This is a genomic window from Enterobacter sp. H2G27 (assembly GCF_054403075.1).
Map to the genome: position 1 here is coordinate 73,636 of NZ_JBSVSI010000002.1, position 13,196 is coordinate 86,831.

8 protein-coding genes and 7 pseudogenes are annotated in these 13,196 nt (G+C 47.0%); 8 read left to right on the plus strand and 7 right to left on the minus strand.

What is annotated here, in order from left to right; translation table 11 throughout:
- Window positions 1–160 precede the first annotated feature (160 nt).
- The 4 genes and pseudogenes from ACW9E7_RS22030 to ACW9E7_RS22045 all read left to right on the plus strand — a co-directional run bounded on the left by ACW9E7_RS22030 (window position 161) and on the right by ACW9E7_RS22045 (window position 2,907).
- Window positions 161–706: a hypothetical protein gene (locus ACW9E7_RS22030; RefSeq protein ID WP_252076396.1), complete on the plus strand. Its 546-nt coding sequence runs from the start codon at window positions 161–163 to the stop codon at window positions 704–706.
- A gap of 74 nt (window positions 707–780) precedes the next feature.
- A pseudogene (locus tag ACW9E7_RS22035) lies at window positions 781–939 on the plus strand (IS66 family transposase); the annotation flags it as partial.
- Window positions 940–1,236: 297 nt separating this feature from the next.
- Window positions 1,237–2,210: pseudogene (locus ACW9E7_RS22040) on the plus strand (GGDEF domain-containing protein).
- Window positions 2,211–2,709: 499 nt separating this feature from the next.
- Entirely contained in the window at window positions 2,710–2,907 is a 198-nt protein-coding gene (locus ACW9E7_RS22045; RefSeq protein ID WP_416177374.1) for a magnesium transporter CorA family protein, read from the plus strand.
- On the opposite strand, the pseudogene ACW9E7_RS22050 reads toward ACW9E7_RS22045, so the two are convergent.
- A pseudogene (locus ACW9E7_RS22050) lies at window positions 2,861–2,986 on the minus strand (AbrB/MazE/SpoVT family DNA-binding domain-containing protein); the annotation flags it as partial. The gene ACW9E7_RS22045 and the pseudogene ACW9E7_RS22050 overlap by 47 nt on opposite strands.
- A gap of 60 nt (window positions 2,987–3,046) precedes the next feature.
- Here ACW9E7_RS22050 and ACW9E7_RS22055 point away from each other — a divergent pair.
- Window positions 3,047–3,328 (plus strand): cytoplasmic protein, encoded by a 282-nt coding sequence (locus ACW9E7_RS22055; RefSeq protein ID WP_252076446.1) that lies wholly within the window; start codon window positions 3,047–3,049, stop codon window positions 3,326–3,328.
- A gap of 445 nt (window positions 3,329–3,773) precedes the next feature.
- Complete coding sequence (locus tag ACW9E7_RS22060; RefSeq protein WP_416177369.1) at window positions 3,774–4,385, plus strand: DUF2913 family protein; 612 nt, start codon at window positions 3,774–3,776, stop codon at window positions 4,383–4,385.
- 90 nt (window positions 4,386–4,475) lie between these two features.
- Here ACW9E7_RS22060 and ACW9E7_RS22065 read toward each other — a convergent pair.
- The 4 genes and pseudogenes from ACW9E7_RS22065 to ACW9E7_RS22080 form a co-directional block, all read right to left on the minus strand.
- Window positions 4,476–4,595, minus strand: a pseudogene (locus ACW9E7_RS22065) (ISNCY family transposase); the annotation flags it as partial.
- Window positions 4,574–5,294 (minus strand): annotated as a pseudogene (locus ACW9E7_RS22070) (transposase family protein); the annotation flags it as partial. The pseudogenes ACW9E7_RS22065 and ACW9E7_RS22070, both read right to left, overlap by 22 nt.
- 796 nt (window positions 5,295–6,090) lie before the next feature.
- Window positions 6,091–8,358: a M60 family metallopeptidase gene (locus tag ACW9E7_RS22075; protein WP_252076444.1), complete on the minus strand. Its 2,268-nt coding sequence runs from the start codon at window positions 8,356–8,358 to the stop codon at window positions 6,091–6,093.
- Window positions 8,359–8,636: 278 nt separating this feature from the next.
- A protein-coding gene (locus ACW9E7_RS22080) for an IS3 family transposase (protein WP_252076443.1) occupies window positions 8,637–9,757 on the minus strand; the annotation gives its coding sequence in 2 pieces (ribosomal slippage) (window positions 8,637–9,499 and window positions 9,499–9,757; 1,122 coding nt in all).
- 162 nt (window positions 9,758–9,919) lie between these two features.
- On the opposite strand from ACW9E7_RS22080, the pseudogene ACW9E7_RS22085 reads away from it, so the two are divergent.
- Both ACW9E7_RS22085 and ACW9E7_RS22090 read left to right on the plus strand, forming a co-directional pair.
- Window positions 9,920–10,830 (plus strand): annotated as a pseudogene (locus tag ACW9E7_RS22085) (sensor domain-containing diguanylate cyclase).
- A gap of 324 nt (window positions 10,831–11,154) precedes the next feature.
- Window positions 11,155–12,147: pseudogene (locus ACW9E7_RS22090) on the plus strand (magnesium and cobalt transport protein CorA).
- Window positions 12,148–12,345: 198 nt separating this feature from the next.
- Here ACW9E7_RS22090 and ACW9E7_RS22095 read toward each other — a convergent pair.
- A complete protein-coding gene (locus tag ACW9E7_RS22095) occupies window positions 12,346–12,762 on the minus strand; it encodes a type II toxin-antitoxin system VapC family toxin (protein ID WP_252076442.1) in 417 nt (138 codons plus the stop codon).
- Window positions 12,759–12,989 carry a type II toxin-antitoxin system VapB family antitoxin gene (gene vapB / locus ACW9E7_RS22100; RefSeq protein WP_252076441.1) on the minus strand — a complete coding sequence of 77 codons (231 nt, stop codon included), beginning with the start codon at window positions 12,987–12,989 and terminating at the stop codon, window positions 12,759–12,761. The genes ACW9E7_RS22095 and vapB overlap by 4 nt, the downstream gene beginning before the upstream one ends.
- Between the last annotated feature and the right edge of the window lie 207 nt (window positions 12,990–13,196).

Below are 13,196 nucleotides of genomic sequence, written 5' to 3' on the forward strand. Positions count from 1 at the left end.
TCCGTATTGACCGATAGCATTATGATTTTTTACGTTTAACAAGCTTAGAGATGCTATGACCTCTAAGGAAATTTGGCCTCTAAAATAAATCGATTTTAATAACTTACGCTATTGTATTGTTTATCATCATGTTTTATCAACAAAGAAGGTATTTACTTACATGAGGGTTGTTATATTTCAGGGGCAGTATGGGATTTTTCAAACAGCTGGGCTTAATCTGTCAATGCCTGCAGTACAATCCTGCCTAGGACTTTATGCTTTATCAGAGAAACAAGATTATATTCTGTGCGCGCATTTTGATTCAGCATTGGGTTTACAAAAAAATTTGATGGATATTAAAGGTGCCTTGGAAGCAAAAGGTATTAATATTAAGGGACTTAAAGCTACAGTTTTTGGCGGAGATGGAAAGCAAAGTTACCTACGGTGCTCTACGCCTAGTAGCTATATTGGATATGAAATTGTTAATTTCATAAAAAAACACGGAGGTATAGCTGAATATTCAAGCCGCTTTTACTCCGGGATTATTCCTAAAACCTTTAACTTTCATTATCGAGGTGGCTGTGAAATAACAGAGGGAATGAATCCTATGGATTTCTCACAATGCGACAAGAGAGCTGCGAATATAGCAAGAGAGAGAACCCGAATAACACCTCATGAATATTCAATTGCCCATTCTAAAATGGAGGATGTAACTCGATTTTATTAAAGTCATCAAGATGATGACCACAACGCAAGGTTATAGCTTGCACCGGTCGCGTAGTTCGATTGTTGTTGGACTGAAAAGGCCTACACACGCAGCTCCATCTTGCTGGCTTCAGCGGCGTTCTGCAGGCCGATACAAAGGCCGGTTTCAATGAGGTGTACCGTACTGGTCGGATAACGGAAGCCGCCTGTAGGGCCCACTCCCGCCGCAAAATCCGCGATATGCACCTCTGCACCTAGTCAACCGTGACACAGAAAGTCCTCAAACTGAATAGTGTAGTGGTTTACTGAATTAGATTACCTTAACAGAGTGGATATGCTTACCTCAGTCCACTATAGGGCAGGATCGTCTACCGGGGCGGGGTCAGTCCAATCTGCTTGCTAACTTTTGGTTTTCTTATGAAAAAGCACCATAGACTCCAACTTTTGAATATATCCTCAATGAACCTTGGCGGTTAAGGGCAGGTTAACACCTTTGAGCTATACTCATTCAGAAGCTCCTTTTCCTTTGACTTTTATTCAGGCAGAACGTACATGCAGACACCCGGCATTCCGGAAAATGAAGAACAGCGTCTGAAGTCCCTGTATATTACCGGCCTTCTGGATACACGTGACGATGAACGCTTTGAGCGCCTGACGCGACTGGCCCGTAAAGCCTTTCAGGTGCCGGTGGCCCTGATTAGCCTGCTGGATCGCGAGCGTCAGTGGCTGCTCGCATGCCAGGGCGTCGGCGTCCGCGAAACCCCGCGTAATATTTCATTTTGCGGACATGCCATTCTGCACAAGGGTCCTTTCATCATTCAAGATGCCGCTGCTGACCCGCGTTTCCATGACAATCCTCTGGTCACCGGTGAGCCACATATCCGTTTCTATGCAGGCCAGCCGGTGAGCCTCCCTGACGGCTCAGTGGCCGGTACACTGTGCCTGATCCACACATCTCCCCGCGCCTTCACGGATGAGGACATTGCGTCCCTCCGGGACCTGCCTGCATTGTGGAAGACGAACTCGAGGCCATAAGCATGGCCATGACGGACAGCCTGACGGGCATTCTTAACCGTCGCGGGTTCTATCGTGCGGGCGAAAAACTTTTCCGCACGATTAACCAGCAGGATGCATCGTTCAGCCTTATCTATTTCGGTCTGGACAAGTTCAAACCGGTTAACGATCTCTGGGGACACGCTGAGGGAGACGAGGTGCTTAAGGTCTTCGCTGGCTTTTTACATCAGCACCTCGAACCTGGCGAAATTGCAGGCCGCCTCGGCGGAGATGAGTTTGCCGCCCTGATCCGGCGAAACGGGAATACCGGCTCTTTTCTGCAGTCGCTGAACGCTAGTCTGGATCATTACAATGACACCTCGGGTAAGCCCTACAACATCAATTATTCTTTTGGCGAACTGATCAATAATGCAGACCAGTATGTGACACTGGCGGAGATGATCTGCAAATGTGACGAAGTGATGTACCTGAAGAAAAAACGAAAGACCCTGTCACAGAAAACAGAACCGTGACAACTTCCTTACCGGCTGACCCCAATCCCCAGCCCCGTGGTTCGTCCATACAGCAAAACACACCTTTTTTGATTTCATGACGCATAAAGTCATTTTAGTTTCGTGCTGAGCAATAATGCGTTATCCGAAGTAATTTTCATTAATTGGTGATTTATCTGCACCAATCTCTCTTGTCCTTTTTGACGATCCGAAAACCATCAAAAGTCGGATTCGTCATGGGCACCGTGCCGGAAAGGTAAGAAAAAAAATGACAGATAAGAGTAGTGGTAAGAGGAAAGATTCTGCGGGGATTTTAAGAGATGCTTTGGGCGGGGAGCGGAGATTCGTGCTTAAAAATTCGGAAATTTAATGGAAATAGTTAAGTTTCTTATCATCATGCTTAAGGGATTGTCATTAAATGATTGTTAACTGTATGGTCTACCGTTCAGGCCACCCTGCCGAAACCGTAGATATTTAGGATATCAGCGAAGACATCCAGGACACCAATGCGTTTATATGGCTGGGGCTCTGGCAGCCTGAACCTGCGTTTATGTATAAAGTACAGGAGGAGTTCGGTCTGCATGATCTGGCAGTGGAGGATGCTCTGAATGCACATCAGCGGCCTAAGATAGAGCGCTATGGCAGCTCGGCATTTATCGTTGCGAAGACCGTCAGTGGACAGGGGGACAATATTGAGTTTGGCGAAACTCGTCGCTGACAACATCCTCACGCTCCGCCATAAAGTCCGGATCGGCTTTTTCGAGCTGCGCGAACGAGTCCCAGGTCGGCCGGACGGGATGACTGAACTGAAAATATTATCTATCCTTTCAGTATCATCACACGAATGATTGCAGGTAATGAAAGTCGCTGAAAACATCATTCTGGGGGCGCTGTTGCGAGGTGGATGCATCAGAACCTTTTACCGGGTTGCTGCCTGGCAGGCGGAACACTCGCTGGCGCGAATCCCGGACCTTTATGTCCTGGAGCGCCCCGGAGAGCCGGAAGATTTACTGCTCAGCAACGCTGATTTTCAGGGGCTGGCCCGTTTTCTGATTGAGACCGAAACCTGGGAGGAGGTCAGTGGAGGTTTGTGTTGCGGTGGTGCGACCTGGCTGTTACGTACAGAAGCCCTTACCTGAAGGGGAGCCCGGGTATTCAGGAGCAGCACAGTGTCTGCCGAAACCAGCTTAACCGGAGTGCTATTTATGCCAGACCCGTTTGATACCCTTATCTTCATTCTGCTCATTACCGGCGCCCTGCGTGAAATGGGCTTTTTACATTTTTTCTGAACTGCAGAACTGCGTGTCATTTTTGCATTCTGGTTATCATACCCCTCCGGTTGCATCCCTTTGTTGTGGTTTTCGCCTGTCGTTACTTTTCAGACAGGGAGACGTATGTACCCCGTACGGCATGGTTGACGTGTGTACCGGATTGTGAGGACAATAGATTGTCCGGTCCCTTACGCTGCACCGGATGACTTTCAGGGTTAACGTATACCCGGAGTAAACCACACAGATAAACAGCCGACTGTAATAATCATCCGTGCTGAAGGACAGGCACCGGGCTGAGGACTTTATGCGAGATATGGAAAAAACGGGTCACCTGGCATGGTGTGCTCTTATAGCCCTCATGACAGCCAGGGAAGATGGCCTGGTGGCGTCGGAGTCGCAGGAAAACCTGTTTATCACCCGCTGGTTTGCGCAGGCTAAAAAACAGCGCCGTTTTTCACGTGACGTGGCCTCCGATATTGACTGGATTATCAGTCAGGGCCGGACCCTCGGCGTTCGTGCGCAGCTGCGCCATAAGCTGGATTATCTCTGGCGCAGCTGTACGGATGAACTTTCACAGCAGAACGATCTCTTTCGCCTGACCTACGCGCTGGAGCTGGCGAAGCAGTACGACTGGGTGTATCACGTTCTCAGCGACAGTGAGTGGAGCGGCCGGCGTAAGGTTCAGCCATCGGCGACGGTAAACAGCATCTGTCTGCTGAAAAGCGCGCTGGATACCGGTTTTAATGATGGCGGGACGCAGGTTATGCGATTGCCGGCCAGAATTGGCGGCCGGGCTGACGGGCTGAATGCGCTGAATGCGCTGCTGAAAAGCTGTGGCTGGGAGGCAGTGCCTGAGTCTGGTGCCTCCCAGCCCCACCAGTATTCGCTGATGACCGGACAGGGAGTGTCAGGTAAGGGGGATTAGTGATGGAGCTGCGCCAGGTCGTCGTCGGTCAGAACGGTCATTTTCATGACGATATTGCGGTCAAATATAATGTGCCTGCTATATCACCTACGATGAAGACAGATATCCGGCCAGCAAAATGGGTGACAGTCGGTCAATCATCACTGCCAGGTCCCGCAGATAAATATGTTTCTGCAGTAAGGTCAGGGCGACCATGCTGCGATGGCCGGCAGGTACAGCCAGCCTTCACCGGGGCGAAGGTACATGATGTCGCCGCCCACTCTGATTCGGACCTCTGTCGTAAAAAAACCTTTTTCAGCTGGTTCTCAGACACCGCTAGGCCGTACTCACAGTAACTGACCTAACTGAACTACCGGCTGGCTTTTGCCGCAGTCCCTGACGGCGCAGGTTGGCAGCAATGGTTTTGATGTTGACTCCGACAGTTCATCAGCCAGACGAGGCGCACCATATCGATATTTTGCTTTAGTGAAGACTATACTGACAGCTGCATCACAAATGAAGTGAAAGTGCTGAAGTCAGCCTAGCTGATGACGACGCAGACGGAAGGCATAACGAATTCCGAAGCACACGAGAAATGGCTTTGACGCAGAACTCCTCCTGATGTTTCTCGATGAAGACATACTTCACTTCAGGTGTTTCGCGAAGTATGTCGCGGCCTTTATGAGGAGGGCCATCTCCTCAGCCGGTTCCAACAGTTGCCGCTTTAGTCAGGCAATTTAAACGGATATTTCCTGCTCACATTCGAAAGAGTTGCGGGCATTGTTAATTTTACTGCACCATGCGTAGAGCTGCGATTCGTAAATACTGAGTTCACAGGCTGCGGCGGCAACGCCGATGCGTTACCGCGAGTTTTAGGGCTTAATGACAAAATTCAGGCGTATATCGCTCACGCGTTTTTTTGCTGGTCATGAGGATTTTATCATGAACCGCCTCTGGTTGAGAGTTTACTCACTTAGTCGTGTGCCCACTATTCGCGGGTGGACTCAGGCATGTCTTGGCTGCAGAAACTGACCAAACACCTCAATGATCTGGATGAAAAGATAGGAAAGTACATGACGGTCAGAGTGTTTAAAAGTCGTAGATTTTTTCATAACCCAAGCCTTTAACCAGACAGTGGCCGCGGAAGAGATGTTACGCCAGCAGGCCACTCGTCGAGAAGGCGCGACGGAACCTGCTGCCCTGCGCGAACAGACGGCGCTTCACCTGAAGCAATTGCTGGCACGTTATGTCCTGCTCAGGTCGTCACAGGAGGGGCTGGATATCTCGCCTAGATCACCGCCATGATATCGAACAGTCGGACTGGTTTGCGCCCGTATTTGCCTACATTGACGAAATAGATAGAGGATTTTTTGATTACTTTTATAAGAATATTTCTTATTACCCAAGTGAATAGTTAACTGATTAATCATTTTTATCATCCTGTAAAGAATTATGCACAAATCTTCTGTGCACTTCAAACAGTTCCTTGAACATAAATGATACCTATGAATTCATGGCAACACACCTTAAATTATTTTTCATCAAAAAACAGTCAAAAAAATAACGGCAACCTAATACTTTTATTATTAAGATTCAATCGGCATCAATACCTAATGTTTTTACAAAACAACATAAATTCTATATGCCCCATAAAAAGAAGGCCACGGAGTAATTTACCATGGCCTCACAAGTACCGGGATAAAAACAACCCGGAATCAGAGATACATTAAAAACGCATATCATACATATTATCAGGGTTCCTTTTCACAAGAGCAGAAGGCAGTTTTTCAAAGTCTTTAATTCCATTGAAATTATAACTACCAATACTATTAATGGTTTGATTTGTTAATGGGAACTTCCAGAAAATATAAAAATCAACCAAATTGAGAGAGGATATTTTAGATGAGATTATAGCCAGTGTGTTCATTTGCTCATCAGCCGTAGCACCAATTGAAAACTCAGGATCATTTCCATTTCCACTCAGATTTTCTCTATATCTGCGATGTAGATCATACATAAACCCCTCGCCAAAAATAAAGAAAAGATGATGAAAAAGATTCTCTTTATTACTATTTGAAAGTTGTGTGTATGAGTCAACATTTTTTAAGGCATTGAAAGAATTACTAAAACTTTTATCATAAGACTCAATTAATGCATCAAGCGTGGAAGAATATGCACGCTCGCCAAATGCATAAATATTTACTGAAACTTCTTGCTGTCCCGACCAGTTCAAGCCTGTTGTCTGAAGATTATGCCCTACCTCATGCCAAATCCCCCAATATGTTCTAACTTCATTTGGCGTTACCATTCTTTTAGTTAGATCTAAATGATATGTGATTCTATTAACATATGTAGTCATGAAGCCACTACTTGAGGGAACAAAATAATATGGGTTTACATCTGGTCGGTGCATGGGATTATGGTCGTTATCTCTTATACCTGCAGCCAGTTCTGTAGGAATCAGACACTCATCATAAGTATCAGCAAGTTCTTGCATATTAGTCACATTCTTAAAAGGTTCAAAATGCAATCTATTAATACCAAGAATAATTCTGTTCGATATCATTTCAAAATAGTTTGTGGATGAATAATTTTCAATCATTGACAGCCAATCTGATTGTTCGGTTTGACGAGTTATGAATACTGGATAAAAAAGAGCGTTTGATGCCATAATTTTAACGTATGCCACTCTGGAATTATCGAGCGAAGATTTTGAAGCAATTTGCAAATATAATGGGTTGCCTAAATTAGAACGAAAACAATTAAGGCCATAACGCAAACGATGACGCTCAGAGCCATCCCATTGACCTTCACGGGCCTCGAGAAAATCATCAGCTTTTGCTTCTTCGTCTCCAACCCATATACATACAATACCCGGTTGGTTGAAACATAATTGAGTAACATTTAGCGGACTTCTTCCTGCTTTGTTTTTTAACCTATCTACTTCAATATCCCATGCAGTTTTTATCGGAAAAGAATATGTTTTTTCAACATGAGTTAATGTAGCTTCACTTCCTGTGAATATAATATGTGGAGAGTTGTTTTCGCTTTTGTCAATAGCTCTTGAGCCAATAAGATACCACGAATTACCATCATTACTACCATAAACGAGAAGATCAGATGAAAATTCATAGAACTCATCAACAACAGGTGTGTAAACAATAGCTTTAATGTCAATAAGTTCAAATAGATCCACTACAAAAAAATTAGGAACTGGGGATTCTGCCTTCCAGAAACTACCCTGAATACCATCAAACATTTTATTCCATCCATCCATGTTGGTTGCATTAGTTACCCTCCATTTACTTCTATCAACAATCACCCCATTAGAATTAATTACATTAAATTCAGATATTTTTAATATTTGCTGGGGAGGAGTATTACTTATTATAGAAAAGCTCACGTATCGCACTGAATTCGATGGGTTAATTTCAGTATTGGCAGTACTTAACTGCAATAACGGTGAGTGTTCTGGTGATTTTGATGATGAAAACTCATGATACACCAAACTCTTCTCCCCCATGAGCGCAAGTGAGATATGTCCATCCTTTCTAAACTTAGCTATTACTTCAGAATTGCTAATATCAATTGTAAGCCAACCATCAGCATCTGTATCTGATGTCGAAAATGTATTAATCAACATACTAGCATGAGGTCGATTCGTATATTTAAAGGTAGTGTTCCAAAATGAATCATCAGGAACGAAGTAAACACTTACATTTCCTATCTTATCATTGTTAGTAGGATGGAGCCTTAAGGTCAACGAACCAATTATATTAGGGATGTTAAGTCTTTCAGCATTAAAGCCTAAGTAAGATATTCTGTGGCCAGGTCCATAAGATTCATCTTTTTTTACAATTAGCTTATCGTCTTCATTTTGTGAGGGAATCGAACTGTTAGCAACGTAAGTATCAAATACAACCAAGTTGTTATATGTTTGAACTCTTGCCACAGGAAAAGATGATATTTGCTCGAACAGTTTCATAGCTGCCATGAGGTAACCTTACTAGTTAGTAGAACAACCCAAGGGACACTATGATCATAGCTTATCTTTTAAATATTTCATGCCTACTAATTTAAAAATACATTAATCACTATGAATTATAATTACAACTTATTAATTATCAACATGTTGTCATTACATTAATTAGCAATCTTACATTAGCATTCTGTAATTAACTGAGATTACAATTTTTAACTTAGAACGTTGATTCAATGTGCTATTTTTCAGGCGTACATCGAATGACCTGCCCCTGGTATTAGATACAACCGTCAGTTAGTAATGTCGGTTTGTTTACCTTCACATTTTCCATTCCGCCACCGTGCTGCAAAGTCTGATGGCGTCTGATAATTCAGTGCTGAATATGGACGACACTTGTTATAATCCTGCCGCCAGTCATTAATGACTTTCCTGGCGTGAACGATATCGCTGAACCAGTGCTCATTCAGACATTCATCGCGAAATCGTCCGTTAAAGCTCTCAATAAATCCGTTCTGCGTTGGCTTGCCCGGCTGGATTAAGCGCAACTCAACACCATGCTCAAAAGCCCATTGATCCAGTGCGCGGCAGGTGAACCCCGGCCACTGGTCAGTTCTTATCCTCGCAGGATAGCCTCGAAATGGCGCAATGCTGTCCAGAATGTGTGTCACCTGCACGCCTGAAATCCCAAAGGCAACAGTGACCGTCAGGCATTCCTTCGTGAAGTCGTCCACATAGGTCAGGCACCTGATCCTGCGACCGGTGACGAGTTCGTCCATGACAAAATCCATCGACCAGGCCAGGTTGGGTGCCGCCAGGCGGAGCAGCGGCAGACGTTCTGTTGCCAGCCCTTTACGACGTCGTCTGCGTTTTACGCCCAGCCCTCTCAAATGATAAAGGCGGTACAAGCGCTTGTGATTAACATGAAGGCCTTCACGGCGCAGTAACTGCCAGATGCGGCGGTAGCCAAAACGCCTGCGCTCCAGTGCCAGCTCAGTGATGCGTCCTGATAAATGCGCATCAGCCGCCGGACGCTGAGCCTCATAGCGGCAGGTCGACAGGGACAAACCTGTAAGCCTGCAGGCACGACGTTGCGACAGACCGGTCGCATCACACATAAACTCAACGGCTTCCCGCTTCTGGTCTGTCGTCAGTACTTTCGCCCCAGAGCCACCTGAAGTACCTCCTTATCCAGCATGGCTTCGGCAAGCAGCTTCTTGAATCTGGCGTTCTCTTCCTCAAGCGACTTGAGGCGCTTAACCTCGGACACCTCAATACCACCATACTTTTTACGCCAGGTATAAAAGGTGGCGTCGGAAATGGCGTGCTTGCGGCAGAGCTCACGGGCAGAAACCCCGGCTTCAGCTTCGCGGAGGATACTGATGATCTGTTCGTCGGAAAAACGCTTCTTCATGGAGATGTCCTCATGTGGCTTATGAAGACATTACTAACATCGCGGTGTATTAATCAACGAGGAGCAGGTCACTGACATGAAAGCTGGTAACCTACCAGCCGCAGAACTGTGATCTATACTTAATCAGATTCAAATACTTCTTATCGGTTTATAAAGTTGAACATCTCAGGTGATCACAAGCAGGCACCCGATATTCCGGACAATGAAGAACAGAGGCTAAAGTCCCTGTATATTGCCGGCCTTCTTGATACCCGTGACGATCAGCGTTTTGAGCGCCTGGCGCGGCTGGCCCGAAAAGTTTTTCAGGTGCCCGTGGCCCTGATAAGTCTGCTGGATCGCGAACGACAGTGGCTCCTCGCCTGTCAGGGAATCGATGTTCGCGAAACCCCGCGTAACATCTAGTTCTGCGGGCATGCCATTCTGCAGGAGGGGCCCTTCATCATTCACGATGCGGCTGCTGATGAGCGGTTCCACGTCCCCCTGGTCACCGGTGAGCCCCACATCAGGTTCTACGCCGGCCAGCCGGCGAGCCTGACGGGCATTCCCAACCGTCGAGGGTTTACCGTGCCGGCGAAAAACTGTTCCGCTCGATGAATCAGCATGAAGCGACGTTCAGCCTTATTTATTTCGATCTGGACAGGTTCAAGCCGGTTAACGATCTCTGGGGACACGCTGAGGGTGACGAGGTGCTTAAGGTCTTTGCCGACTTTCTGCATCAGCATCTTGAACCGGGCGAAATTGCTGGCCGCCTCGGCGGGGATGAGTTTGCCGCCCTTCTCCGGCGAGACGGCAACACCGGAGCTTTTCTGCACGCGCTGAGTGCCAGTCTCGATCATTACAATGACACCTCGGGTAAACCCTACAACATCAATTATTCCTTTGGCGAACTGATCAATAACGCAGACCAATACGCGACGCTGGCGGAAATGATCGGTAAATGTGACGAAGTGATGTACCTGAAGAAAAAACGAAAGACTCTGTTCCGGAAAACGGAACCGTGGCACCTTTCTTTACGGCTGACCCCGATAGCCGGACCCGGGAGTCAGCCGTACCGCATAAATCACCATTCTTGAGTCCATCATATAAAGCCATCTTTATTTGCCTCAATTGCAATAATACCCATACCGCAACAATCCGCCGTTTATCATGATTTTCCGGCAATAATCCTTCTCCTCACCTAGTGAGATCCGAAAAACTACCAACGTCGGATCCGTCATGGGCACCGGTTCGGAATGGTGAGGAAAAAAGTGATAGATAAGAGTTGTGGTATGAGGAAAGATTCTGTGAGAATTTCAAGAGTCGCTTTGCGCGGGGAGCGGAGGTTCGTGCTTAAAAATTTGGAAATTTAATGGAAATGGTTAAGCTTCTTATCATCATGCTTAAGGGATCGTCAGAAAATGATTGTTAACTGTATGGTCTACCGTTCAGGCCACCCCGCCGAAACTGTAGATATTGAGGATATCAGCGAAGTCATCCAGGACACTGATGCGTTTATATGGCTGGGGCTCTGGCAGCCTGAACCTGCGTTTATGTATAAAGTACAGGAGGAGTTCGGTCTGCATGATCTGGCAGTGGAGGATGCTCTGAATGCACATCAGCGGCCTAAGATAGAGCGCTATGGCAGCTCGGCATTTATCGTTGCGAAGACCGTCAGTGGACAGGGGGACAATATTGAGTTTGGCGAAACGCATTTGTTTGTGGGCCGAAACTTCCTTATTACGGTGCGCCATGGTGCTTCAGAGAGCTATGCTCCTATACGCGCCCGTGCTGCAGAGGCCCCGGAGATGCTTTCGTATGGTCCGGCTTATCCTCTATACAGTATACTGTATTCTGTATACTGTATTCTGTATTCTGGATTTCATTGTTGACAGTTATGCAGAGCTGGCAGCGCGCCTCAACTCAAAAATTGGTGATATAGAAGCGACACTTTTTCACAGTGAATTTGACCGTGAAGCTATTCAGGACGTGTATTCACTCCGCCGTAATCTGCTCGGGCTGCGCAACGCCGCTCAGCCAGTAGAAGAAATCTGTACAGAGCTTATCCGCATTCATGAAGAACTTATCCCAAAACCCCTCAGGGCGTATTTAGAGATATTCAGGATCACGCACGCCATGTAGTAACGGATGTTAATGACATGCGTGAGATGCTTAGCAGCGCGATGCACGTTAACCTGGCACTGGTTTCAGTGCAGCAAAACGAAGTCGTGAAGAAACTGGCCGGTTGGGGGGCCATACTCGTGATCCCGACGGTGGTTTTCAGCATGTATGGTATGAACTTCGACCATATGCCGGAACTCAAGACGCTCTATGGCTATCCGGCCACAGTCGCTGTCACGCTGGGAGCCTGTGTTTTACTGTGGCTTAAACTCAAACGCTCTCGCTGGCTTTGATGGATAATTTATTGAAAGACAGTATTTTTACCTGATAGTTTTCATTGCTGTGGTGTACATGCTTTTATCGATTATGCCACAGCAGTATATTCCATCTTTTATTTCCCCTTTATGCTTCAGGACATTCCCGTTCATTCAGAGCATCCACGTCCGACTCTGGCACAAAGCGGACATCAGATCGAAGAAATTCTTACGCTGCTACTTTACCCAGTCTTCCAGCACCAGGCCCGGCACCCGCTCAAACTCCCGCGTATTATTCGTCACCAGTACCGCACCGGCGGCAATGGCGTGTCCGGCAATCGCTGTGTCGTTCGGGCCGATCGGCGTCCCGGCGAGGCGCAGCGCCACCTTTATCTCAGTGGTCGCGTCCACTGCGGCGCGGTCCCACGGCAGGATGGCATCGAGGCGGCTGCAGAATTCATCAACCAGCTGCACGTGACGGGGCGAAGCCTTCGGCCCGGTGGCGCCGAAGCGCATTTCGGAATAGGTGATGGCCGAGATCACGATGCGCTGGCCGCGCAGCACCGCCTGCTCCAGGCGCTTCAGCACCGCTTCCGGCTGCTCGCGCATGATGAATGAGCAGATACAGGTGTCGAGCATATAGGTCTTGTTCACAGGTCAAATCGTCCTTCGTCGGTGACAACGTCCTCACGCTCCGCCATAAAATCCGGATCGGATTTTTCCAGGCTGGCGAATGAGCCCCAGGTCGGCCGGACGGGACGCAGGATGATGCTGTCCCCTTCCCGGACAATCTCCAGCTCGCTGACCCCCTCAAAATCCAGATCGCGGGGCAGGCGGATGGCACGGTTGTTGCCGTTTTTAAAAATAGATACGATTCTCATGATTTTTCTCCCGGGTAAGTATGGATATGTGATGCATATCCGGAATGAGGTTCATTGCACCGGGTGTGTGCATATGTTCAGTATATGCAGATGTGCAGCATATGTATAGATGTGACATATGCAGATCCTTGGCATATGGATATGTCACACCTATACACAATTCACTCTTCTTTCGCAGAGTTCCGAAAAAAGGTAGTTCCGGATCTC